23 protein-coding genes and 1 pseudogene are annotated in these 22,408 nt (G+C 63.4%); 10 read left to right on the top strand and 14 right to left on the bottom strand.

Translation table 11 applies throughout. The features are described from left to right. Window positions 1-247 precede the first annotated feature (247 nt). Window positions 248-1,267: a GH25 family lysozyme gene (locus NKJ23_RS30020; RefSeq protein ID WP_352684240.1), complete on the bottom strand. Its 1,020-nt coding sequence runs from the start codon at window positions 1,265-1,267 to the stop codon at window positions 248-250. A gap of 251 nt (window positions 1,268-1,518) precedes the next feature. On the opposite strand from NKJ23_RS30020, the gene NKJ23_RS30015 reads away from it, so the two are divergent. Continuing rightward, window positions 1,519-2,433: a hypothetical protein gene (locus NKJ23_RS30015; RefSeq protein WP_352684238.1), complete on the top strand. Its 915-nt coding sequence runs from the start codon at window positions 1,519-1,521 to the stop codon at window positions 2,431-2,433. Window positions 2,434-2,446: 13 nt separating this feature from the next. On the opposite strand, the gene NKJ23_RS30010 is transcribed toward NKJ23_RS30015, so the two are convergent. The 5 genes and pseudogenes from NKJ23_RS30010 to NKJ23_RS29990 all read right to left on the bottom strand — a co-directional run bounded on the left by NKJ23_RS30010 (window position 2,447) and on the right by NKJ23_RS29990 (window position 5,211). Next, entirely contained in the window at window positions 2,447-2,659 is a 213-nt protein-coding gene (locus NKJ23_RS30010) for a hypothetical protein (protein ID WP_023674755.1), read from the bottom strand. 119 nt (window positions 2,660-2,778) lie between these two features. After that, on the bottom strand, window positions 2,779-3,177 hold the full coding sequence (locus tag NKJ23_RS30005; protein WP_352457758.1) for a GFA family protein: 399 nt from the start codon (window positions 3,175-3,177) through the stop codon (window positions 2,779-2,781). A 196-nt stretch (window positions 3,178-3,373) separates the two neighbouring features. Next, a complete protein-coding gene (locus NKJ23_RS30000) occupies window positions 3,374-4,330 on the bottom strand; it encodes an alpha/beta fold hydrolase (RefSeq protein WP_352684236.1) in 957 nt (318 codons plus the stop codon). 24 nt (window positions 4,331-4,354) lie between these two features. Further along, window positions 4,355-4,841: pseudogene (locus NKJ23_RS29995) on the bottom strand (SRPBCC family protein). Between the two features lie 121 nt (window positions 4,842-4,962). Next, window positions 4,963-5,211 (bottom strand): ParB N-terminal domain-containing protein, encoded by a 249-nt coding sequence (locus tag NKJ23_RS29990; protein ID WP_023674751.1) that lies wholly within the window; start codon window positions 5,209-5,211, stop codon window positions 4,963-4,965. 156 nt (window positions 5,212-5,367) lie between these two features. On the opposite strand from NKJ23_RS29990, the gene NKJ23_RS29985 reads away from it, so the two are divergent. The 5 genes from NKJ23_RS29985 (at window position 5,368) to NKJ23_RS29965 (ending at window position 11,090) form a co-directional block, all read left to right on the top strand. Continuing rightward, window positions 5,368-7,008 carry a N,N-dimethylformamidase beta subunit family domain-containing protein gene (locus tag NKJ23_RS29985; protein ID WP_352684234.1) on the top strand — a complete coding sequence of 547 codons (1,641 nt, stop codon included), beginning with the start codon at window positions 5,368-5,370 and terminating at the stop codon, window positions 7,006-7,008. Window position 7,009: 1 nt separating this feature from the next. Then, window positions 7,010-8,377, top strand: a complete 1,368-nt coding sequence (locus NKJ23_RS29980; protein ID WP_352684232.1) for an aminotransferase family protein — start codon at window positions 7,010-7,012, stop codon at window positions 8,375-8,377. A 7-nt stretch (window positions 8,378-8,384) separates the two neighbouring features. Beyond that, entirely contained in the window at window positions 8,385-9,314 is a 930-nt protein-coding gene (gene kce, locus NKJ23_RS29975) for a 3,5-dioxohexanoate:acetyl-CoA acetone transferase (RefSeq protein WP_352684230.1), read from the top strand. 238 nt (window positions 9,315-9,552) lie between these two features. Next, window positions 9,553-10,062: a GNAT family N-acetyltransferase gene (locus NKJ23_RS29970; protein ID WP_352684228.1), complete on the top strand. Its 510-nt coding sequence runs from the start codon at window positions 9,553-9,555 to the stop codon at window positions 10,060-10,062. After that, complete coding sequence (locus NKJ23_RS29965; RefSeq protein WP_352684227.1) at window positions 10,059-11,090, top strand: histone deacetylase family protein; 1,032 nt, start codon at window positions 10,059-10,061, stop codon at window positions 11,088-11,090. The genes NKJ23_RS29970 and NKJ23_RS29965 overlap by 4 nt, the downstream gene beginning before the upstream one ends. An 18-nt stretch (window positions 11,091-11,108) precedes the next feature. Here the strand turns inward: NKJ23_RS29965 and NKJ23_RS29960 are convergent, their stop codons facing one another. Both NKJ23_RS29960 and NKJ23_RS29955 read right to left on the bottom strand, forming a co-directional pair. After that, a complete protein-coding gene (locus tag NKJ23_RS29960; RefSeq protein ID WP_352684225.1) occupies window positions 11,109-12,374 on the bottom strand; it encodes a cysteine desulfurase-like protein in 1,266 nt (421 codons plus the stop codon). 48 nt (window positions 12,375-12,422) lie between these two features. Further along, window positions 12,423-13,490 (bottom strand): aldo/keto reductase, encoded by a 1,068-nt coding sequence (locus NKJ23_RS29955; protein ID WP_352684223.1) that lies wholly within the window; start codon window positions 13,488-13,490, stop codon window positions 12,423-12,425. 383 nt (window positions 13,491-13,873) lie between these two features. Between NKJ23_RS29955 and NKJ23_RS29950 the strand changes: the two genes are divergently transcribed. After that, window positions 13,874-14,038 carry a hypothetical protein gene (locus NKJ23_RS29950; RefSeq protein ID WP_023674744.1) on the top strand — a complete coding sequence of 55 codons (165 nt, stop codon included), beginning with the start codon at window positions 13,874-13,876 and terminating at the stop codon, window positions 14,036-14,038. A gap of 50 nt (window positions 14,039-14,088) precedes the next feature. Here the strand turns inward: NKJ23_RS29950 and NKJ23_RS29945 are convergent, their stop codons facing one another. Next, on the bottom strand, window positions 14,089-14,595 hold the full coding sequence (locus NKJ23_RS29945) for a DUF1993 domain-containing protein (protein ID WP_352684221.1): 507 nt from the start codon (window positions 14,593-14,595) through the stop codon (window positions 14,089-14,091). Between the two features lie 123 nt (window positions 14,596-14,718). On the opposite strand from NKJ23_RS29945, the gene NKJ23_RS29940 reads away from it, so the two are divergent. Then, on the top strand, window positions 14,719-15,768 hold the full coding sequence (locus NKJ23_RS29940) for a DUF1176 domain-containing protein (RefSeq protein ID WP_352684218.1): 1,050 nt from the start codon (window positions 14,719-14,721) through the stop codon (window positions 15,766-15,768). Here the strand turns inward: NKJ23_RS29940 and NKJ23_RS29935 are convergent. The 5 genes from NKJ23_RS29935 to NKJ23_RS29915 all read right to left on the bottom strand — a co-directional run bounded on the left by NKJ23_RS29935 (window position 15,765) and on the right by NKJ23_RS29915 (window position 20,092). Next, on the bottom strand, window positions 15,765-16,622 hold the full coding sequence (locus tag NKJ23_RS29935) for an alpha/beta hydrolase (protein ID WP_352684216.1): 858 nt from the start codon (window positions 16,620-16,622) through the stop codon (window positions 15,765-15,767). The two genes, NKJ23_RS29940 and NKJ23_RS29935, sit on opposite strands and share 4 nt — an antisense overlap. 92 nt (window positions 16,623-16,714) lie before the next feature. After that, window positions 16,715-18,325 (bottom strand): NTP transferase domain-containing protein, encoded by a 1,611-nt coding sequence (locus tag NKJ23_RS29930; protein WP_352684214.1) that lies wholly within the window; start codon window positions 18,323-18,325, stop codon window positions 16,715-16,717. After that, window positions 18,322-19,026, bottom strand: a complete 705-nt coding sequence (locus tag NKJ23_RS29925; RefSeq protein WP_352684212.1) for an XdhC family protein — start codon at window positions 19,024-19,026, stop codon at window positions 18,322-18,324. Before NKJ23_RS29925 ends, NKJ23_RS29930 begins: the two co-directional genes overlap by 4 nt. Before the next feature lie 6 nt (window positions 19,027-19,032). Then, entirely contained in the window at window positions 19,033-19,371 is a 339-nt protein-coding gene (locus NKJ23_RS29920; RefSeq protein ID WP_352684210.1) for an XdhC family protein, read from the bottom strand. A 226-nt stretch (window positions 19,372-19,597) separates the two neighbouring features. Then, window positions 19,598-20,092, bottom strand: a complete 495-nt coding sequence (locus NKJ23_RS29915; RefSeq protein WP_352457772.1) for a flavin reductase — start codon at window positions 20,090-20,092, stop codon at window positions 19,598-19,600. A gap of 179 nt (window positions 20,093-20,271) precedes the next feature. Here NKJ23_RS29915 and NKJ23_RS29910 point away from each other — a divergent pair, with 179 nt between their 5' ends. Both NKJ23_RS29910 and NKJ23_RS29905 read left to right on the top strand, forming a co-directional pair. After that, window positions 20,272-21,345, top strand: coding sequence for a branched-chain amino acid ABC transporter substrate-binding protein (locus tag NKJ23_RS29910; protein ID WP_352590714.1), 1,074 nt, complete (start codon window positions 20,272-20,274; stop codon window positions 21,343-21,345). Window positions 21,346-21,359: 14 nt separating this feature from the next. Then, window positions 21,360-22,379, top strand: coding sequence for a P1 family peptidase (locus NKJ23_RS29905; RefSeq protein WP_352684244.1), 1,020 nt, complete (start codon window positions 21,360-21,362; stop codon window positions 22,377-22,379). The last annotated feature ends 29 nt before the right edge of the window (window positions 22,380-22,408 follow it).

The following is a 22,408-nucleotide window of genomic DNA, read 5'->3' as shown; positions in this document are numbered from 1 at the left end:
TTATCCAATCCTGGGGACGACCTCCAAGGAATCCTCAGATAAGGGCCGACGTTCGAGACCAACCAAAGGGGATGGCGCGGCGCCTCCCCTTCTCCCCTTGTGGGAGAAGGTGGCCGAGCGAAGCTCGGTCGGATGAGGGGTGTTCCAGCTTGGCATCACCTGCACTCCGTCCAACACCCCTCAACCGTCTTGGCGCTGCGCGCCAATCCACCTTCTCCCACAGGGGGAGAAGGAAGAAGCTGCCGCGCTACTCCACTTCCGCCACCATCTGCCTTCCACCCACCCAGTCGCGCCAGGCGCGTTCATCGCCATGGAACACGTTGAGGTCGATGCGGCCCCTCACCCCGTGCGACAGGCCGGAGCCGGAATATTGCCAGAACAGCCATTTGCGGTCGGGATAGACCTTTGACGGGTGCGCCGCCACGGCGCGCAGCCAGAACGGATAATCGGGGAAGGCGCCCCTGAGATTGTCACGGTAGAAGTCGGGCGCGGTGTAGATGATCGGCCGCTGGCCGTAGTAGCGCTCGAGCTTGTCCATGAACACCTGCATCTTTTCCAGCACCTTTTGCCGCGATGGGCGGCGCTTGCAGCTGGAGTCGCCGTTCCACTCGACGTCGATCACCGGCGGCAGCGCACCCTCGACCCGCGGCACGTTGCGGATGAACCAATCGGCCTGCTCGCCGGCGGTGCGGCACCAGTAGAAGAAGTGGTAGGCGCCGCGCTTGAGGCCGGCGGCATCGGCACCGCGCCAGTTCCTGGTGAACATCGGGTCGAGATGATCGCCGCCGTCGGTGGCCTTGATGTAGGCGAAATTGGCGCCCTGGGCACGCAGCTTTCCCCAGTTCACATTGCCCTGCCAGCGCGAAACGTCGACGCCGTGGACGGCGAGACGCCTCGGCGAGGAGGACTTGCCGAAATTGATCGGCTTGGCATCGCGAAAACCATAGCGCGTGACCGGTTCGGCAAGCATTGCTGGTGCCGCGCGTGTCAGCCGCTTCGGCGGCGACATCAGCGCGATCACCTCGGCCGGCGGTTCGACGTCCTGATCGGGTACGTCCATCGCGACCGGCTGTTCGTCCTGCTCCTGTTCGGCAAAAGCGGGCGCAGCATCAGTTTTCGCCACGGATGCCACCGGCGCGGGGGGGCGCACAACCGAGCTGGTGGTCTCGCTGGACGGCACTTGCAGCGCATCGACGCCGGAGGTCGACGTGCAGCCGGCAAGGCACAGCGCTGCGATCGAGAAGATGACGACGCCTGATGACCGCATCTGGACCTGTACGCAAAACACAACAGACCGAAGGCAGGACAACGCCGCCGGACAAACCAAGCTGGATTCCTAACAAGAAACTACCAACAAAGTTTGAATCGAATTGTTAGGGCTTTGCAGCGGGACGTTGGCCGGGCGGAGGTGTGCTGTCCCTCCAATGTCCGGCCACGTCGCTGCCTCGGCTTGACAACTCACGGCATGAGATTAGTCTCTACTAATCTTACGGTGTAAGGCACCACGTGGAGGACGTCATGCAGCCCGCCGCCCTGTCAGAATTGCAGCCCGTAGTCCCGCCGGAGCCATGCTCGCCCGCCATCGGGGTCGACGAGATACCTCGCAACCTCAGTCGCGCCATCGAACGCGCCGAGGTCAATGCGTGGCTCGATCTCTATCGCGCCGCCCCGGCAGACTTTGCCGCAAGGCAAGGCCTTGCCATCGCCGAAGATGGCGATCTCGTCTGGACCACCTGCACGACGATCCCGTTCATCCATTTCAACTGCGTCAAGAATTTCGGTGTCGATAGCGCAGCCACCGAGAGCCGGCTCGACGCGCTTCTGGCGCATTATCGCGACGCCGGCATTCTGCGGCCCTGGTTCTACACCAACCCACACACCGAGCCCGCGACGCTCAGCTGCTGGCTCGAGGCGCGCGGCCTGCAACGTCAGGGCGGCTGGGAACGCATCTTTCGCGACGCGACGCCATTGCCCGCTGAGCCGCTTTTCCCGACGGAGGATGCCTCGGTCGAGCGGGTGACGCCGGCAACGGCAAGGGAATGGGCTGGGTTCATCGACAGGCAATATCGGTTGCCGACCTCACCGTGGTTGCTGGCGCTGGCCGGCCGGCGCGGCTGGCATCATTACATGCTGCGGCGGGAAGACGCGGTGGCGGCGGTGCGCTCGATGTTCATCGGCGCCGACGGCATGGCCTGGAGCGGCATCGACGCGCCGGTGCCCGGCATCATGGCGCCGAGCTTCGACCTCGATGCAATGCTCGGCGAAGCGATGGTGCGCGACGGACTTGCGGCCGGTGCAAAACTGTTCGTGGCCGATATCGAGGCGCCGCGAGCCGAACGTGACGGGCCAGCCTACCGCAACTATGCACGCCTCGGCTTCAAGCTTGCCTATTTCCGCAGCCATTACAGCTATTTGCCGGCAAATTCCGGCTGACCGCTTCAAGACCCTAGCTGCACAACCACAGCTTGTGACAGGTCGTGGCCATGAGGTGGGCCGGCGGTACAAAGCGATCGTTGACCGGCGCATCATCGTCTACCCGGCGGACCTTTTCTTCGAGCAACGTGCGAAGTTGTGCCGGTTGCACGCGGTCGCGCTCCATCACCAGCTTGATCATCGGATCGCTCAAGAGTTCATCCAGGGTGTTGATGCTGTCGTTCATCCGTCGCCTCCTCGACTGCCTGCCCGCACGCCAATAGATAGGCAGCAATGATGGCCCGCCAATGACGCTTTGCCGGCTATCTCGTGTCGCTTCGGATTAAATTTTGTCCAGATTCCACCTCAAGCCGGAGGTGGCGCGCCTTCAAACTGCGGCAGGCCGTCGTCGATCTGCACCCAGGGCTGCTTCGAGGCGGTCCAGATATGCATCTCAGGCCTGAACAACGAGGGATCATCGAGCGAGCCGGTGGTGATGCCGATAATGCCGGCGGAATCGCGCCGGGAAAACATCGTCGTGCCGCAGCGCGGGCAAAAGCCGCGCTTGAGATCGGGCGAGGAATTCACCGTCGCCAGCGGTCCGTCGACCGTCACATCATCGATGCGGAACAGCACGCGCGCGTTGAAGGCGGCACCCAGCGCCTTCTGGCACAACCGGCAATGGCAGACGCGCTCATTGATCGGTGCCGCCTCGGCGCGGTAGCGCACCGCACCGCACAAACACCCGCCCTGATATCTTGCCATCACCCGCGTCCCTGCCCTGTGAGGATAGGCGGCATACCTATCGATAGGCGTGGCAGCGTCAATTGAAAAGCTTTGATGGCGCCATCTATAGCTGTGATGCGGCCAATACACGATTGGCCGATGCGCCGGGCCAAGGCCCCATGGGCGACATGCCGGCCATCTCGCGGAAGACGGCCGGCAGACAATTGACTGGGCGTCAGTTCGTTTCGTTGACGACCTCGTCCCAGGTCTTGACCTTGGTCTGGCCATTGAGGAACGGCAGCGCGGCAGCTGTCAGTTCCGGCGCGAAGAACACATCGTAGTGGGTGCGGTTCGGCACGATCGCCAGGCGGTTCTGCGACAGGTTCTCGCGCATCCAGCCGGCGTCCTTCAACCCGCCGCCGAGCATCTGATAGAACTTGATCTCGTGCTCGGGCCGGTACATGTCGCTGTCGCCGAACACCAGCATCACCGGCATTTTCAGCTTTGGCACGTCGGCCGAATAGTCGTAGGCCTTGCGCATATAGGCGCCGAGCTGGTCGAGCAGTTTCGGAAAATCCTCCGGATGCGGCGCAACCGCGACGTAGGATTTGTACATCGGCGTGTCCTTCATCATGTCGGCCATCGCCGCGCCGACCTGTGCCTGCTGGCCACGCATTTCGGCGTAGAAGCCGTCCGCGGCGTAGCCGGTCGAGACCAGCACCAGGCGGCGCACCGTTTCGGGATGCTGCACGGCCATGCGGAAGGCGACGCCGCCACCCAGCGAATAACCCATCACGTCGACCTTGTCGTAGCCGAGTGCCTTGACGATCGCCGCCATGTCGTCGCCCATCGCCTCCAGGCTGAGCGGCCGGTCGCCAAGCGCGGTGCGGCCATGGCCCTGCAGGTCAACGCCGATGACGGTCCGGTCTTCGGCAAGTTTTGGCAGGATCGGCGCGAACATATCGGTCGTGCCGAGGCCGCCATGCAGCAGAAGCAGCGGCTCGCCCTTGCCATAGACGGCGTAATAATAGTTCAGGCCGTTGATCGGCAGCAGGCCGGATTTTTCCGGCTTCGGCAGTGTTGCGGTTGCGGTCGTCATGGCGGGCTTGGCCTCCTCTGCGTCGATGGTGCCCGGCGCGGCAAATAGCGCGGCGGCCGAGGCGAATATGGCGAAAAATACCGATCTGGACACGTCAGTCTCCCTCTCCCGTTTGCATCAAAGTCGCTTGGCGACCTCCTCAAGCTGTTCGGCGCACTGGCCCCAGCCCTCGTGAAAACCCATTTTCTCGTGCTGTTCGCGGTCGGCGACCGACCAATGCGCGACGCGGGCAATGTAGCGGGTCTTGCCCTCGCCCTCGTCCTCAAAGGGTCAGCACGACCGTCATGAACGGCTTTTCGGACGGCTCCCACGCCTTGGTATAGGCATCGGTGAAGACGAGCTTTTTGCCCGGTACGACTTCGAGGAAGATGCCTGGATTCGGGAACTCCTTGCCGTCGGGATCGGCCATGACGACCAGGCTGGAGCCACCGGTCCGCACATCCATTTCGGCGCGCGGCGTCATCCACGGCTTCGGCGAGAACCATTGCGTCAACAGCTTTGGCTCGGTCCAGCAGCGATAGACGTTCTCGTGCGGCGCATCGATGATGCGCGCGAGAACCAGCTCGCGATCGGAGTTGGGGGCGATGTCGAGCTTGGTGGTCATGGTGTTTCCTCACATGTCGGCTTTGGCTTTCGTGTCTAGGACGAACCGACAAGACGCAAGCCGACACGGCCCGCGAAAAAATCCGCGGGACAGGAGATTCGAACGACGGAAATAAGTGGCTTCAGTGGCGCTTGGCTTGCACCAGATAGGCGTCGATCTCGGTCTCGCCGAGCCACTTGGCCGCTTCCAGCCGATGCAACCCTTCGACGAGGATATGGCGCTTGCCGTCATGGCGCACCTGGATCGGCATCTTCATGCCGTTTTCCAGAATGTCCTCGGCCAGATGGCGGACGGTCTCGGGATGCAGCGTCTTCTTGCGCGCCGTCGGCACGTAGATATCGTTGACCCTGACCTTTTGCACTCTCAGCATATCGGCTCCCGTGGCGGACAAGGCCGCCCTTTGTGAGATAGTCTGTTTGTCAGGCAAGGCCAAGGGAGCAGCCCGGCAATGGCTGGCCCGATCGTTTCCAATTGACGCTTGGCCGGCGGATGGCCGAAATGGCGGCCTTCGACCTTAGCGGTGTCCATGAACCATCCGCCGACCGAGTTTCCCGATTTCGGACTGACGCCGGAGCAGCGACGCCAGGCGGTGCGCAGCCATTACTGGGAATGGCCCGGTATGGATGGCGGGCGCGGCGAAATCTGGTGCTACAGCGACCGTTTTTCCTATCGTCCTGGCGACATGGTGGCACTGCATGTCAGTTCGACGGCCGCCGGTTTCGGCATCGCGATCATCCGCGACGGCGGCGCGGAAACGACAATGTTCGAAGGGACCGGAATCGCGGCGCGCTGGCAAGATACGCCGGACCAATGTTCGGTCGAAGGCTGCGGCTGGCAAGCGTCGTTCGAGTTTCGCATCGGCGACGACTGGCCGTCCGGCGCCTATCGCGTGACGCTGACGGCAGATGGCCGGGACGGCAAGCCGATCCGCTGCCACCATCTTTTTATCGTCGCGCCGCAGCCCGGCAAGAAGCCTGGCCGTGTGCTGCAGGTGGCGGCCACCGGCACCTGGCTCGCCTACAATACATGGGGCGGTTCCAACCATTACGAAGGCATCACCGGGCCAGGCCGGGACCAATATGCACGAATGGTGTCGACGCAGCGGCCTTGGTGCCGCGGCTTCGTCGTGCTGCCCAAGGATGCGCCGCGCGTGCCGCTCGAAGTCGCGGTGCCGCCGAAAACCGTGCCGCGCTATCCGCACATGGAATGGGCCTTTGCCACCGGCCATTCGAAGAAATACGCCTCAGCCGGCTGGGCAAGCTACGACAGCCATTTCTTCCGCTTCGCCGAGCGTGCCGGCTACGCCGTCGATCTCGCCAGCCAGCACGATCTGCATTTTTCGCCCGACATTCTCGACGGCTATGACTGCGTCGTCTTGGTCGGCCACGACGAATATTGGACCTGGGAAATGCGCGATGCGGTCGACACCTATGTCGAGCGCGGCGGTCATGCGGCGCGCTTTGCCGGCAATTTCATGTGGCAGACCAGGCTGGAGGACGAAGGCCGCCGGCAGGTCTGCTACAAATACCGCGCCCGCGCCGAGGACCCGGCCTATCGCGGCGGCGATATAAGGCGCGCCACCAATTCCTGGGAGGCGCCGGAAATCGGCCGGCCGGGTGCGGCGACCTTCGGCCTCAACGCGACAAGAGGCGTCTATGCCGGCTGGGGCGGCTGCGCGCCGCGCGGCGTACGCGGCTTTCCGGTCTACCGGCCGGAGCATTGGGCGTTTGCCGGCACCGGCATCTACTATGGCGACCTGCTCGGCGCCGACAGCCATGTCTATGGCTACGAGGTCGACGGGCTCGATTTCGAGATCCGCGGCGGCCTGCCCTACCCCAAGCCCGACAGCGGTGCACCGGACGGGCTGCAAGTGCTGGCCGTCGGCATGGCGAGCCAGGTCGAGGAAAGCGCCGACATTGCGTTCGAGGACCAGTTTCTCGGCGACGAGGACGGACGCTTCACCGCCGAGACGCTGTTCGGCGAGGCAAGCGATGCCAACCTCGACAAGGTCAAACGCGGCAACGGCATGATCGTCAATTTCCCGCGCGGCAAAGGCGAGGTGTTTCACGCCGGAAGCTGCGAATGGGTTGCCGGCCTGCTAAGGCAGGATGCGATGGTCGAGCGCGTCACCAGAAATGTCCTCGACCGCTATCTTGGAAAGCCATGACATGTTGAAGTCTCCTGCCCCGGAAACTCGCGAAGCCTCGCATCTGTTTTATCTATCCAGCCTGCGCCGGCCGCTGATCGACCGCGCCGAAGGCATCTACATGTGGACGCAGGATGGCCGCCGCTTCATCGACGGATCGAGCGGTCCGATGGTTGCCAATATCGGCCACTCCAATCGCAACGTGCTCGACGCGATGAAAAGGCAGATGGACCGCGCCACCTTCGCCTACCGCCTGCATTTCGAGAACGAACCGGCCGAGGAGCTCGCGCGGCAGCTGGCCGCCAAACTCCCTGAAGGCATGGACCGCATCTTCTTTGTCTCCGGCGGCTCGGAAGCGACCGAATCCTGCATCAAGCTGGCGCGGCAATGGGCGGTCGCCACCGGCCAGCCCAGCCGTTGGAAGGTGATCTCGCGCTTTCCCTCCTATCATGGCGGCACGCTCGGCGCGCTCGCCGTTACCGGCGACGATGCGCTGTCCGAAACATTTGTGCCGATGATGCAGATGATGCCGACCGTGCCGGCGCCCATCGCCTGGCGCGACCGCGACAATCTTTCGATGGAACAGCGCGGCATCCGCTACGCCGACATGCTGGAGGAAAAGATCCTCGCCGAGGGACCGCAGAGCGTGCTCGCCTTCATCATGGAGCCAGTCGGCGGCGCTGCCACGGCAGCACTGGTGGCGCCGGACAGCTACTATCCGCGTATCCGCGAGATCTGCGATCGCTACGGCATCTTGCTCATCCATGACGAAGTGATGAGCGGTGCCGGCCGCACCGGAAAATTCCTCGGCGGCGACCACTGGAACTGCAAGCCCGACATCGTCGCGCTGTCGAAGGGGCTGGGCTCTGGCTACGCGCCGCTCGGCGCGCTGGCGGCACCGATGCGGCTGGTGCAGCCTTTGCTCGCATCGGGCGGCTTTCAGCACGGCCATACCTACGCCGGCAACCCGCTCGCCTGCGCCGCCGGGCGCGCCGTACTCGGCGAAATGGATCGCCTCGGCCTGATCGCCAACGCGGCTGTCATGGGCGAGCTATTGATGGACGAGCTGAAGGGATTGGCGAAGCGGTTTCCGTTCATCGCCGACGTCCGCGGCAAGGGCCTGCTCACCGGTGCCGAAATGGTCGCCGACCCAGAAACGCTGAGGCCGATCGAGCCGGCAAAGAAGGCCACCCAGCATCTGCTCGACCTCGCCTACGAGCGCGGCCTGATCATCTACGGACGCAAGGTCAAGGGCGGTGTCGACGGCGACAATTTCATGGTCGCGCCGCCGATGATCGTCACCGCCGCGCAGATCGGCGAGATCGTATCCATCATCGGCGACTCGCTCGAGGTGCTGGCCGGCGAGCTCGACCTGCCGGTCGAAGGTTGAGGCGACCATGGCACCGCGCAAAGTCATTATCACCTGTGCCGTCACCGGGTCGGTACACACCCCGTCGATGTCGCCGCATCTGCCCGTGACGCCGGACCAGATCGCCGCAGACGCGATCGCCGCCGCCGAGGCCGGCGCTTCGATCCTGCATCTTCATGCCCGCGACCCCAAGGATGGGCGGCCGACCGCCGACCCCGAGGTGTTCATGCAGTTCCTGCCGCGCATCAAGCAGGCGACCGATGCGGTGATCAACATCACCACCGGCGGATCGTCGCTGATGACGCTCGACCAGCGGCTGGCCGCGCCGCTCAGGGCCGAGCCGGAAATGTGTTCGCTCAATATGGGTTCGATGAATTTTGCGCTGTTCCCGATGCTCGAGCGGCCGCGAGAATGGCAGCACGAATGGGAGCCGAAGCTGCTCGAGGCTACCCGTGACACGATCTTCAAGAACACCTTTGCCGATATGGAGACGGTGCTGGAAAAGCTTGGGCGCGGCTGTGGCACGCGTTTCGAATTCGAGTGCTACGATGTCGGCCATCTCTATTCGCTTGCGCATTTCCGCGACCGCGGGCTGGTGTCGGGACCATTGTTCATCCAATTCGTGTTCGGCATATTGGGTGGTATCGGCGCCGATCCAGAAAACCTGGTCCACATGAAGCGCATCGCCGACAAACTGTTCGGCGAGAGCTACCGGTTTTCGGTGCTGGCCGCCGGACGCCACCAGATGCCGATGATCTCGATTGCGGCGGCAATGGGCGGCAACGTCCGCGTCGGGCTGGAGGACAGCCTCTACGACGGGCGCCAGCTCGCCAAGTCCAATGCCGACCACGTCCGCCGGATCCGCGGCGTGCTCGAAGGGCTGTCGCTGGACGTCGCAACGCCGGCCGAGGCACGGCAGATGCTGGCGCTCAAGGGCGGCGACCGCGTGGCGTTCTGAGGGGAAGGCAATCTGAAATGTTTGGCTCCCGGCCCACCCCCCTCTGTCCTGCCCTCTTTACGACTACTTGGCATCTCCCCCTCAAGGGGGGAGATTGGCAGCTTCGCCGTCCTGCGCCTTTTTCAGCGTTGGAGATTGGCGAACGCGGAGGTGATCCGATCTCCCCCCTTGAGGGGGAGATGCCAAGTAGTCGTAAAGAGGGCAGGCCAGAGGGGGGTGCCTTGGCATCGTACCTCCAGTGACTGTCGCTTTGCCCGAGATCAACATCCGGCCCGGGACCGTCGAGGACGTCGAAACCATCCACGCCGCACTCCTGCGGCTCGGCGCGCATGTCGGCGCACATCAGGAGATCACCTCGACAGCTCAGGATCTCCGCACCTATGGCTTTGGCGAAAAGCCTGCCTTCTCTACCTTGATCGCCGAAGTCGGTGGCGAATTTGCCGGGCTTTGCCTGTATTTTCCGATCTTCTCGACATGGATGGGACGGCCCGGCGTCTATGTGCAGGACCTCTATGTCGAGGACCGGTTTCGCGGCCGCAGGATCGGCGAGCGTCTGCTGCGCCGGGTCGCGGCGCAGTGCCGGAAGGACGGCGGCGTCTATCTCAGGCTGTCCGTCGACACCAACAACGAGACCGCCAAGGCTTTTTACGAACGGTTGGGCATTGCCTGGTCGAGCTACGAGCAGGTGCAGAAGATCGTCGGCGACGCCTTTTTCGCCTTTGCCGATGCACCGGAGGAGCCAACATGAAAGCCTTCTATGCCGAAGAACAGAAGCGCCACGACCCGAAGGCGTTCCTCTCCAGCGGGGCGCCGCAGCCCAATCCGGAAAAGCCCGAACGGATCGAGCGGTTGCTAGCCGGCGCAAAAGCTGCCGGCTGCACGATTGAACGGCCGCGGGATCATGGGCTCGGCCCGATTGCGGCGGTGCATACGCCCGAATATCTCGATTTCCTCCAGCATATCTTCCCGCGCTGGCAGCGCATCGAGGGCGCCTCGGCCGAGGTCATCCCCAATATCCATCCGATCGCGCGGAACGGCTCCTATCCGGCCTCGGCGGTCGGCCAGGCCGGCTACCACATGGCCGACACCGCCTGCCCGATCTCCGGCGAGACGTGGCAGAGCGCGCTTTGGAGCGCCTGGAGCGCGGTTGAAACCGCCGAGGCGGTGATGTCGGGAGCGCCGGCCGCCTATGCGCTGTGCCGGCCGCCCGGCCATCACGCCTTTGCCGATGTCGCCGGCGGCTTCTGCTTCATCAACAATTCGGCGGTCGCCGCACAGGTTCTGCGCAGGCAGGCGGCGCGGGTGGCGATCCTCGATGTCGACCTGCACCACGGCAATGGCACGCAGGGCATCTTCTATGCCCGGCCGGACGTGCTCACCGTGTCGCTGCATGCCGACCCGGTGCGCTTCTACCCGTTTTTCTGGGGCTATGGCGACGAGCGCGGCGAAGGCGCCGGCCTCGGCTACAATCTCAACCTGCCGCTGCCGCGCAAATCCGGCGATGCAGCGTTCCTCGAAGCGCTGGAGGCATCGTTCCAGCGCATCAACGCCTTCTCGCCCGATGCGCTTGTGGTGGCGCTGGGGCTAGATGCCTTCGAAGGCGATCCGTTCGGCGGGCTGTCGGTGAGCACGCCTGGTTTTTCGCGCATTGGCGAGGTGATCGCCGGGCTCGGCTTGCCAACGGTCATCGTCCAGGAAGGCGGCTATCTCTGCGACGAGCTCGGCGACAATCTCACCGCCTTCCTCACCGGTTTTGGCGGCGCCCACAAGCGATGATCCGCCCGCGAGGGCCGCTCAGGATCGTTCCTGCCTCAGCATGGCGACAACGCGGTGCACGCTCTCCAGCGTCTCGTCGATTTCGACTGAAGTGTTGTAATGAGCGATGCCGATGCGCACCACCCCCTGCTCGGCCGGAATGCCGAGCTGGTGGACGATCTCCCAGGCGTAGTTGTGGCCGGACCACAGGAAGATGTTTTCGGCATTCATCTGCCGCACGATCGTCTCCGGCACGATGCCTTCGACAGTGAACGACACCGTCGGCACACGCTCATTGATCCGCTTCGGATCGGTGATGCCGTGGATGGTCAGGCCGGCAATATCCGACAGACCGTCGATCAGCTGTTGCGCCAGCGGGTTCTCGTAAGCGATTGAAACTTCGAAGGCCTTGGCGATTTTCAGCCGACGCGATCCTTGCGCGCCGGCTGCCGCGCCCAACTCGGCAAAATAATCGACAGCCGCCGACAGGCCGGCCATCAATTCAATTTGCGGCGTGCCGAGCTCGAAGCGCTCCGGCAAGGCATTGGACGAGCAACGGCATTTATACGGCTTAAGCGCATCGATAACGTCCAGCCTGCCCCACAAAATTCCCATATGCGGGCCGAAGAACTTGTAAGCCGAGCAGATCAGGAAATCGCAGCCGAGGTTTTGGACGTCGATCAGGCCATGCGGCGCGAACTGGACGGCATCGACGTAGACCAACGCACCAGCCCGCCTGGCGATGCCGGTCAACGCCTTCACCCGGTTGATCGACCCGGTGAGATTGCTGGCGTAGTTGAGCGCGACGAGCCGCGTCCTCTCGGAAAGCAGCGCGGCGAGCGCCGCCTCCTCGATCTGCCAGCTCTGCTGGTCGAAAGGCAGCCAGCGCACGACAAGGCCAAGGTCTTCAGCCAGTTGCAGCCAGGGTGAGACGTTGCCCTCATGGTCCATGCGGGTGAGGATGATCTCGTCCCCGGGCTTCATCGTGCGGCCGAGCGTTCGCGACATGTGGTAGGTCAATGTCGTCATGTTGGCACCGATGATGATTTCCTGCGGGCTCGCAGCGCCGAGAAAATCCGCCATCGCCAGATGGGCCTCGTCCACGATATCTTGTGCGGCAACGGTGGTCTCGAAGAAGCCGCCGAGGTTGGCATTGGTGGTCAGCAAGCAACGCGATACTGCATCCGCCACCGCCTGCGGGACCTGCGTGCCGGCAGGATTGTCGAGATAGATGCGCCGGCGGCTCTTGTCGGTCAGCGACAAAGCCGGAAATTTCGCGCGCACCGCGTCGATCCGGAAGTCCACGGCTGTTCCCCTCTCCTTATGACGATCGGACAACCACGTCCCGACGCATCAAGGGCACGGATTGCCGACGCGCTGGTGGATCGCATCAACGGCTTTCTGCATGTCCTCGGTCCAGACCACGTCGGCGGAAGAGAGCGCCATTTCGAGTTGCGAAATGGTGGTGGCGCCGATGATGTTCGAGGTGACCAAGGGCCGGTTCGAGATATAGGCATTGGCAAACAGCGCCGGCTCCATGCCGAAGGTGCGCGCCAACCGGTTGTATTCGAGCTGCACCTCGGCAGCATTCGGAGTCTCGTAGCGCTGGCCGCGGTTGAACAACTGCGAGCGCGAGCCCTGCGGCCGCGCGCCATGATCGTATTTGCCGGTCAAATAGCCTTGCGCCAGCGGCGAATAGGCAAGCAGCGACACCTGCTCGCGCTCGCAGACTTCGGCAAGGTTCACCTCGAAGGTGCGATTGACGAAATTATAGGCGTTCTGCAGCGAGGCGACGCGCGGGCCGAGGCCCTTGTCGGCTTCGGCGATGAAACGCATGACGCCCCAGGAATTCTCGTTCGACAGGCCGAAATGGCGGATCTTGCCGGCCTTCACCAGTTCATCGAATACGGCAAGCGTCTCGGCGATCGACGTCTCGCCCTCCGGCACGCCGGCGGCATCGGAGCGTCGCGGCACAGCGCCGATGCGGTTCGGATTGGCGCCCCACGGCACGTCGCGTTCCGGCCAGTGGATCTGGTAGAGATCGATGTAATCGGTATTGAGCCTGGCGAGTGACTTATCGATAGCGTCGAAGATATCGGCGCGCACCAGCTTAGACGGGCGGTCGCCGCGAAACCAACTGTTGGCGGTGCGACCAACTACCTTCGAGGCGATGATCACCTGGTCGCGATTGCGCTTCTCCTTCATCCAATTGCCGATGATTGTCTCGGTACGGCCTTGTGTCTCCGCCTTGGGCGGGATCGGATAGAGTTCGGCGGTGTCGATGAAATTGACGCCGCGAGCAAACGCCAGATCCATCTGGGCGTGACCGTCCGCCTCGGTGTTCTGCTGGCCCCAGGTCATCGATCCGAGGCAGATTTGCGACACGAAAAGATCGGTCTGGCCGAGACGGCGTTTGTGCATGGAGTTTCTCCGGCGGGAATTTTGCGCGGCTGCGCGAGGAGGAAGCAATAGCATACAGGAAAGCGCCGCCCGCTTCCAAGCCCACCGACGGCAGGCCAGGCGACTTTCCCAGGATGCCGGCGAACGGAGTTTTTCCCTGCGGCTAACAAAAAAGCCGGACTGCATGTGAATGCAGTCCGGAATTTCGCCAGGAATGGCGAGCAAAAACCGGCCAAGTGCCGGCACTGACTCCTACGGTCGAAGCGCCGCAGAAGTTTCGCCGGAACAGCCGAATTATGTCAAAAAAGATCGGGGCAGCATGGCTGCCATGCGAATGCTGCACTGCACAATCGTCACGATTCGGCTATATTGGAGACCGTGGAGGATCAACAGGGGCTTGAATCATGGGGTTCTTCACTGAAATGTTCGCCCGTCCGCGTCCGCGGGAACAGCTGCGTTATCGTGCGGCACTGGCGCTGCTCCATTCGATGAGCAATGCCGATCGCGCCGATATCGGCGTCAAGCCGGCCGATTTCCCGCGCATCGCCCGGGAAATGTCCCTACGCTAAACAGCGCGCCGTGAGATATCCCGCCGCAGCGGATATCTCACGAGCGAATCTCAACGCAATCCGAGGAAGATCGACTTGCCCAATGGCACGCCGTTGTGGCGCAGGATGTCGTAGGCGGTGGTCAGGTGGAAGTAGAAATTGGGCATGGCGGCATGCAGCAGATACTGCATTCCCGGCATCGACACCTCGCGTGCCGCAAGCCGCAGTTCGATCATCCTGTCATCTGAACCATCGAATTCGGCCGCCGAAAATGTCGCGAGATGAGCCAATGTCTTGGCAAGGCGGGCCTGCAGATCAGCGAAGCTCGCCTCATTGTCCTCGTATTTTGGCACCTCGCGCCCGGCAAGCCGCGACGGCGCGCCCTTGGCGTGATCGGTGGCAATCTGTACCTGCCTGGTCAGGGCGAACATGTCCGGCGCCAGCCTCGCCGTGAGATACACCTGCGGGTCGATCTTGCGATCAGCGGCATTTTGCTCGGCAATGTTCAGCACATTGGCTAGTGCCTTCAGCCTCGCCGAAAATACCGGCACGGATGCTTCATACATTGATATGGTCACAAGAAATCTCCACGCGGCCCGACTGCCCACGGCGAGAGGTAGCGCTTTCGCAGGCGATTGTTCAAGCGTCACCACGCCGCCGCAATCGATATGATAGGATTTTTCATCGAGTGGAGGTTCCCGATGAGACGCGCCCTTTTTGCAGCGACCGCTTTTTTCTCCCTTGCCGCTACCAGCCAACCGGTGCTCGCCGCCGACGCGCCTTACATAGACGACAGGTCGGATGCCGAAGCGGTCATCCGGTCGCTTTATAGTGCCATCAGCCGGCACGAATTCGCGCGCGCCTGGGACTATTTCGGCGACACCAAGCCGGCCAAGGACTTCGATGCTTTCGTCAAAGGCTATGACGGCACCGACACGGTCGAAGTCAAAATCGGTGGTGTGTCCGAAGACGGTGCTGCCGGCAGCATCTATTACAGCGTCCCCGTCGCCATCCGGGCGACGGCCAACGACGGCAGCGAGAATGTCTTTGCCGGTTGCTACACGCTGCGCCAGATCAACGCTTCGATCCAGGAACCGCCATTTCGCTCGATCTTCATCGACAAGGGTGCGCTGAAACCCTCAAAGGCCGATTTCGAGGATGCCGTGCCGGCAAGCTGCGGCGAAGGACCGACGCCGCCGAAGAAGGACGCAGCGCTTGAGCAGGCCAAGAAGGCCTTCGCAGCGACCTATGGCGACCAATGCGACAAGGACATGCCCGGCGGCGATCCGCGAGGAGAGCCGGACGCCTACTCGCTCCGCTACAAGGATGCGGGGGCGGCCGAAAACGAGCCCGAACGCGAGACACGGCTGTTTCGCTTTTTCTGCTCGATGGCCGCCTACAATGAGAGCGCAGTCTATTACATCTACGACGACGTATCGGGCGTCCGGCAATTGCAATTCGCGTCACCGGAACTCGATATTCGCTATGAGAACAACAATAGCGAAGGCAAGGTCGAGGGCATCAACATCATCGGCTTCCAGACCGACGACCAGTTGGTCAACTCCGAATATGACGAGGCCACCAAAACGATTTCATCCTCGAACAAATGGCGCGGCGTCGGCGACGCCTCGTCGGCCGGCACCTACCTGTTTCGCCACGGCAATTTCTCGCTGGTGCAGTATGAGGTCGATGCCTCTTATGACGGCGAGATCAACCCGCAGACCGTGCTCGACTACAACACCGCGCCCTAAGGGACCTTCGATAACATCCAGTTGAGTGTGTCCCGCCAGTCGGTCATGCGGATCGGCGTGCCATGTGTGCCGGTCTCGAAGCGGACAAAGCGGGTCGGGTAGGCTTTCGATTTGCCCAGAATCGATCGGAAGAAGGCTTCCTGTTTCTCGATTGGAAACACCGGGTCCTTGCTGCCCTGGCCGAAGAAGACCGGCACACGGCGCTTGAATGCGGAGCTTGAGAAGAAACTCTCGTCCCACAGCGAGCCGAGCAGCAGCAGCCCGTCGATGCGCCCGCCGGAGTCCTTGCGGCCTGCCAGCTTCCAGCACAACGCGCCGCCCATAGAGCCGCAGGCGACGAAGATTTTTGCGCGCGGCGACTGTTCGGCATAGTGGCCGATCAATGCGGCGATCTGGGCGGCACCGGTGTCACCGAAATCGGAAAAATCCGGCGACAGATAGAGGCCGCCATTACCGGCCATCAGGTTCTTGATACGGTTGAAATTGCCGCCGAAAGTGAAATCGTCAGCACCCTGCTTACGGCTACCGCCCTGCCCGTGCAGATAGAGCACGATGATGCTGGCGCCCTCGGCGTTGCCGACCGCGATGTGGCGGACATCGCCGGCATCGGTCTTCAGCAACAAATCCTGCTGCACCTTGCGCACACCGATATCGGTGTATTGCGCATGCACCCGGCGCTCAGGCACTTCGTCGCGGGCGTTGATATCGCGCAGCTCACGATAATCGATGACCGTATAGGCGCCGTTGCTTTCGGACGAAAGTGTGGCCGGATATGCGAACAGATCGTCCTTGAAGGGTTTGAGTTCGAGAGCGTTGGCGTAGGCTGCACGAGAGAGCGACAAAAGAATCGCCATCAGCAGGGCCGGGAGGCCGGAGGGAGGCAAGCGGAACCGGAAGCAGGAACGAAAGGCCATCCCTCAGCCATGCGTTTTTCGGCTTCGGTTTGTCAATCCTGCAGCACGCCGCCAGCGCTTTCCAGCGCCTCGCGCGTGTCGACATCGACGGCTGCCCCTTCGCCGATCTCGACGTCGATGACGTCGAACCCTTCGGCCTCGACCAGATGGCGGGCCCCGGTATCGCCTTCGAGGTGAGCGATCGCGGCAAACAGCGAACGCGGCAGCAGCACGGGATTGCCGCGCCGCCCATCGTGCGAGGCCCGCACCACCGATCGGCCTTCGGACCTGCAGAACGCCTCGATCAGCCTGTCGAGGTCGGCCGAGGCGACGCCGGGCATATCGCCGAGGACAATCATGGCGCCGGCGGCGTCGCCGGAAATCTTGGCGATGCCGGCCTTCAGCGACGAAGACAGACCCTCGCCGAAATCCGGATTGTCGGCGAAGGTCATATCGAGGCCAGACAGTGCATCTCGCACGCGCTCGCGCTGGTGGCCAGTGACGACGATGGTGGCCGCGGCTTTCGAACCGACCGCGCGTTCGGCAGTGCGACGGACCAGCGGCTTGCCGTCGAACAGCGCCAAGAGCTTGTTCGGCCCGCCCATGCGGCTGGAGCGGCCGGCGGCCAGAAGCACGATCTCGACCTTTGGTTCGGCTTTGGCCGGCAATGGCTCGCGCGGTTGCGGCCGCGTCGGAATTTCCATCAACAGCCCGCCGACACCCATGCCGGCAATATCCCTGGCGGTCACGTCGAGACCGGCGATCAGCCGGTCGAGCACCCAGTCGAAGCCGTTCTCCTTGGGACTGCGGGCGCAGCCCGGCGCACCGATGATGCGCTTGCCGCCTAGAGTGCCTAGCACCAGCAGATTGCCGGGATCGACCGGCATGCCGGCGCGGATGACAGTGCCGCCCGCCCTTTCGATCGCAGCAGGAACGATGTCGCCGAAATCGGCCATCGCCGAAGCGCCGAAGATCACCACCATATCGTTGTCGCGGATCAGCGAGGCCGCAGCCTCGGCGACGGGGATAATTTCATGCGGCGTTCGACGCTCCGCCGTCAGCCTGCCGCCCGAACGCGCCAGGCGTGCTTCGGTGACGCGCAGCGTCTTGTCGAGCACGCTGGGTTTGATGCCGGGCAGCACCGTCTGGATGACGCCGACGCGCACCGGTTGATAGGCGTTGACCGCAAATATCTCGCCGCCGGCGCAGATCCTTGCCACGGCATCGACCAAAGCGGAGGCGACCGCAAATGGGATGATCTTCACCGTTGCTACCATCTGACCTTTTTCGACCGGCGCATGCTGCGCGAGCGTGGCGATGGTGATCGTCGGATCGACGCCGTTGATGGCGTTGATCATCGCCGCGTCGACGGTGAACATGCCGGCAGCCTGCGCGTGGAGGTTGACCCTGCCGGTCGCGGCGGGCTTCGCCTCGATGTTGCGATGGATCATGGATGCGGCGATCTTTTCGGCAGCGACGTCCTCGCTGAGATCATCGGGCGCCAACACCGCCGCTACGACCTCGGAAATGCCAGCGGCCTTCAACAGGGACACATCCCCGGCGCTTAGCCTGTGCGCCTTGCGGAAGCGGCGCTCTCCGACCTTGGTGGCGTGCGCAAGCACTGCCCCTTCGGCCGTATCGATCGCAACGGGACCAAATTTCACGCGACCGCGCCTTTGGATTCGAGGCCGCGGGAGCGAAAGGCGTGGATCGCTTGCGCCAACACCGCGACGGCGATCTCGGCCGGGCTGGCAGCCCCAATGTCGAGGCCGATCGGGGCATGAATGCGGGCGATCTGGTCGGCGGTCGCTCCCGAAGCCAGCAGGCGTTCCACACGTTTGGCGTGGGTCTTGCGGCTGCCGAGCGCGCCGACATAAAAGCAGCCGGCGTCGAGCGCCGCCTTCAGCGCGAAATCGTCGATCTTCGGATCGTGGGTGAGAGCAGCCAGCGCCGTATAGCTATCGAGCGGCTGACGCGTCAGCACATCCTCTGGCCATTCGGCATGCAGCGCGATATCGGGAAAACGATCGGGCGTGGCAAAGGCCGTGCGCGGATCGATGATCTCGACAGGATAGCCGGCGATCCTGGCCATCGGTGCCAGCGCCTGGCTGATGTGGACGGCGCCGATCACCACCAGGCGCGGCTGCGGCAGATGTGCGTTGAGGAAGAAGGTCCGTCCCTCAGCTTCGACCGAACCGGAATTGCCCGTGCGAAATGCCTTGGCGATGGCCGCCCCGAGTTCGCCGGCTACCCGGTCGCCCTCGCGCACGACACGGTCGCGGCCGTCGCCGAGATCGGTGACCAGGATTGCCGCGCGGCGGGCGCGGCGTTCGGCGTTGAGTGTCTTCAGCGCATAGGGATCCATTCGAGATCAACTCAATCTTTCTACATAGACCTTGATGCGGCCGCCGCATGACAGGCCGACTTGCCAGGCGGTCTCGTCTGCGACGCCGAATTCGAGCATTTTGGCCTTGCCGCTATCGATAACATCGACCGCCTCGGTGACCACGGCGCCTTCGACGCAGCCGCCCGAGACGGAGCCGTGGAAATTGCCTTCGGCGTCGATGACCAGGTGGCTGCCGACCGGGCGCGGCGCCGAGCCCCAGGTCTCGACCACGGTGGCAATGGCGACATCCTTGCCGTCCTTCATCCAGCCCTCCGCGATGATCAGCGGATCGCGGGCCTCATCGAGATAGATACTGTGTTCCATGATTTTCTCCCTGGCAGACATGTGGTTATGCGACGCGCTTCGCGCCAGCCTGGATCCACGGGCGCGCGTCGACCGAACGCATAAAAACAGCACGGTCGCCAGCGACCGGTCCGCCACATAATCCGCACGGGTCAACAGATCGAGCGTCTCGTCGATCATCCGCGGCGCCGGACGCGGTTTTCAACTCGGTCATTCTGTCTTCGCGGGCGCGGCCATCTGAAAGCCTCTACAAAGCGTGGTAGCCGCGGTTGTGATAGATCAGCGGCCGCAAATTATCGCCGATGCGCAAACCTGTAACCTTGCCAAAAAGCACACGGTGGGTGGCCAGATCCTTGGAGTCGATCAGTTCGCAGTCGAAGACGGCGAGCGCGCCCTTCAGCGTCGGCGCACCGGTCGAGATCACATCCCATTCGGCCAACGCGAAACGCTCCTCGACCGGCAGGCCGGTAATGCCGGAAAAGCCGATCGACAGCGGCTCCTGATCCGAAGCCAGCGTGTTCAGGGCAAATTTGCCGTTTTCCACGAACGGCTCGTTCTTGGGATTTTCACGATTGAGGCAAACCAGGATGGTTGGCGGCGTGTCCGACACCGAGCAGGCCGCGATCACCGTCGCGCCGCGCCTGCCGGCAGGGCCATCGGTGGTGACTACATGCACATGGCCAGCAAAATGGGCCATCGCGTCGCGGTAGGCCTGCGGCCCGATGTCATTCTTCTTCAGCACCGATGATTTTCCACTAGTCAGAACCAACCGTTATATATGGGGGGATATTGCAGGCCACAAGCGAAGTGCTTGACCTATATCCCGAATTCGCGTGTTGCGCCAAAGCTGGCCAGCCTTTAGGTCTTGACGGCATTGGCGCCGGCAACCACGCGACCGGCGTGGAGGAATTCTTCGCTCGCATGCGACCTTGGACAACCACGATAGCGGTGCTGGCCTGGCTCTCGGTCGCCTGCAGTGCAAATGCCGAGACGCTGCTGGTCGGCGTCGCGGCACCTTTGTCGGGGCCGTCGGCGATCCTCGGCAAACAGATCGAGGCCGGCGCGACAATGGCGGCTGAAGCGAACGATGCCGAAATCAAGTCGATCGATGACGCCTGCACGGCCGACGGTGGCGCCGCCGCCGCGCGGGAGTTCACCGCGGCCAAGGTCAACGTCGTCATCGGGTTTTTGTGCACCGACGCAATCGAGGCGGCTCTGCCGATCCTCAAGGATGCCGGCATACCGGTGATCACCGTCGGCGTGCGCACGGAAAGCCTGACCGACCGGCGCGCCAAGACCGGATGGCCGATCTATCGTCTCGGGCCGCGCGGCGACGACGAGCGCAATGCCGTCGCTGCCATCCTCACCCGCCTATGGCAAACCGAGCTGTTCGCCATAGTCGACGACGGCACGATCTATGGCCGCGAAATGGCCGAGACGTTTCGGGCAGCCGCCGAGCAAGCGGCTCTGAAGCCGGTGTTCGTCGACACGTTCCGGCCGCAGCTCGACAACCAGATCGGCCTGATCGGCCGGCTGAAGAAAGCCGGCGCAACGCATGTCTTTGCCGGCGGCGACGGCGATGATGTCGCCATTATGGGCCGGGATGCCGGCCAGCTAAATACCGGCATGGTGTTTGCCGGCGGCGAAGCGTTGCGCGCGCCGCTCGGCGACGTGCCTTATGCCGTCGGCACGCTGATGATCGCGCCGCCCGAATGGGCCGACGTCGCCGACCCCAAGGTACTGCAAAGCTTTGCAGCACAAAACATCGTGCCGGAAGGTTACACGCTTCCCGCCTATGCCGCGGTCGAGATCGCCAAGGCGGCTTCAGCATTGCCGCAAAGCTCCGGCGAGAGGCTGGCCAACGTGCTGACCGCGCATGACTTCACCACGGCGATCGGACCGATCCGCTTTGACGAAAAAGGTGACCTGACGCAAAATCCTTATCGAGCCTACCGTTTCGACGGCGGCCGTTTCGCGCCGGCGGAGAGCCAATGATGTCCAGCACAGGGATGTTCCATACGGGTCCGCGCAATCTCATCACGGACGTCGCCGGCCTGCGTGTCGGCAATGCGGCGAATGCCAAGCTGAAATCCGGTGTGACCACCGTCATCTGCGACGAACCGGCCGTGGCCGGCGTGCAAATCCTGGGCGGTGCGCCGGGCACCCGCGAAACCGACCTGCTCGAGCCGCACAATTCGATCCACGCCATCCATGCCGTGGTGCTTTCGGGCGGGTCGGCTTTTGGCCTCGACGCCGCGTCGGGGGTGCAGGCGGCATTGCGTGAAAGGGGCATCGGCGTCGAGGTCGGCGGCTTTCGCGTGCCGATCGTGCCGGCGGCGATCCTGTTCGATCTGCGCAATGGCGGCGACAAGGATTGGGGCCGGTATCCGCCTTACCGTGACCTTGGCTACGAAGCCGCGCAAGCCGCCGCGATGGACTTTGCGCTCGGCACTGCCGGCGCAGGTAGCGGGGCTTTGAGCTCCGGCCTGAAGGGCGGGCTCGGCTCGGCCTCGACGGTGCTGGACAGCGGCGTCACCATCGGCGCGCTCGCCGCCGTCAACCCGACCGGCTCGGTGACGGTCGCAGGGACCCGCCATTTCTGGGCGGCGCCGTTCGAGATCGGCGACGAGTTCGGCGGGTTAGGCTATCCCCACCCGATGCCTGACGATGCCAGAATGGTCCTGCTGAAGTTCCGTGACAGGCATGCGGCAGAGCAGGCGGAAACCGGCGCCAACACGACCATCGCCGTGATCGCCACCGATGCGGTACTCACGAAGGCCGCCGCCAAACGCCTGGCGATATCGGCGCATGACGGCTTTGTCCGTGCCATTTGGCCGACGCACACGCCCGCAGACGGCGATCTGGTCTTCGCGCTGGCAACGGGCAAGAGCGGCATCGAGCTCGCACCCAACGATGCCGTCGATCTCTACGCCGCGGCCGGCGCCACGATGGCGCGCGCCATCAGCCGCGGCGTCTTTGCCGCGACGCCGGCCGAGGGCGATCTGTTCCCGGTCTGGTCGTCGCGCTGAACGCGCAACGCTCATTCGGGTGAGCCGTA

The sequence above is a fragment of the Mesorhizobium sp. M0184 genome, assembly GCF_040322215.1.
Classification (GTDB): Bacteria; Pseudomonadota; Alphaproteobacteria; order Rhizobiales; family Rhizobiaceae; genus Mesorhizobium.
Note: the sequence above shows the minus strand (reverse complement) of the source record. Positions and strands in the feature narration are given on the sequence as shown.

Excerpts from the sequence above, each read along its gene's own strand:
- NKJ23_RS30020 (WP_352684240.1), bottom strand. The coding sequence starts at position 1,267 with ATGCGGTCATCAGGCGTCGTCATCTTCTCGATCGCAGCGCTGTGCCTT.
- NKJ23_RS30015 (WP_352684238.1), top strand. The coding sequence starts at position 1,519 with ATGCAGCCCGCCGCCCTGTCAGAATTGCAGCCCGTAGTCCCGCCGGAG.
- NKJ23_RS30010 (WP_023674755.1), bottom strand. The coding sequence starts at position 2,659 with ATGAACGACAGCATCAACACCCTGGATGAACTCTTGAGCGATCCGATG.
- NKJ23_RS30005 (WP_352457758.1), bottom strand. The coding sequence starts at position 3,177 with ATGGCAAGATATCAGGGCGGGTGTTTGTGCGGTGCGGTGCGCTACCGC.
- NKJ23_RS29990 (WP_023674751.1), bottom strand. The coding sequence starts at position 5,211 with ATGCTGAGAGTGCAAAAGGTCAGGGTCAACGATATCTACGTGCCGACG.
- NKJ23_RS29985 (WP_352684234.1), top strand. The coding sequence starts at position 5,368 with ATGAACCATCCGCCGACCGAGTTTCCCGATTTCGGACTGACGCCGGAG.
- NKJ23_RS29980 (WP_352684232.1), top strand. The coding sequence starts at position 7,010 with ATGTTGAAGTCTCCTGCCCCGGAAACTCGCGAAGCCTCGCATCTGTTT.
- kce (WP_352684230.1), top strand. The coding sequence starts at position 8,385 with ATGGCACCGCGCAAAGTCATTATCACCTGTGCCGTCACCGGGTCGGTA.
- NKJ23_RS29965 (WP_352684227.1), top strand. The coding sequence starts at position 10,059 with ATGAAAGCCTTCTATGCCGAAGAACAGAAGCGCCACGACCCGAAGGCG.
- NKJ23_RS29955 (WP_352684223.1), bottom strand. The coding sequence starts at position 13,490 with ATGCACAAACGCCGTCTCGGCCAGACCGATCTTTTCGTGTCGCAAATC.
- NKJ23_RS29950 (WP_023674744.1), top strand. The coding sequence starts at position 13,874 with ATGGGGTTCTTCACTGAAATGTTCGCCCGTCCGCGTCCGCGGGAACAG.
- NKJ23_RS29940 (WP_352684218.1), top strand. The coding sequence starts at position 14,719 with ATGAGACGCGCCCTTTTTGCAGCGACCGCTTTTTTCTCCCTTGCCGCT.
- NKJ23_RS29935 (WP_352684216.1), bottom strand. The coding sequence starts at position 16,622 with ATGGCGATTCTTTTGTCGCTCTCTCGTGCAGCCTACGCCAACGCTCTC.
- NKJ23_RS29925 (WP_352684212.1), bottom strand. The coding sequence starts at position 19,026 with ATGGATCCCTATGCGCTGAAGACACTCAACGCCGAACGCCGCGCCCGC.
- NKJ23_RS29920 (WP_352684210.1), bottom strand. The coding sequence starts at position 19,371 with ATGGAACACAGTATCTATCTCGATGAGGCCCGCGATCCGCTGATCATC.
- NKJ23_RS29910 (WP_352590714.1), top strand. The coding sequence starts at position 20,272 with ATGCGACCTTGGACAACCACGATAGCGGTGCTGGCCTGGCTCTCGGTC.
- NKJ23_RS29905 (WP_352684244.1), top strand. The coding sequence starts at position 21,360 with ATGTTCCATACGGGTCCGCGCAATCTCATCACGGACGTCGCCGGCCTG.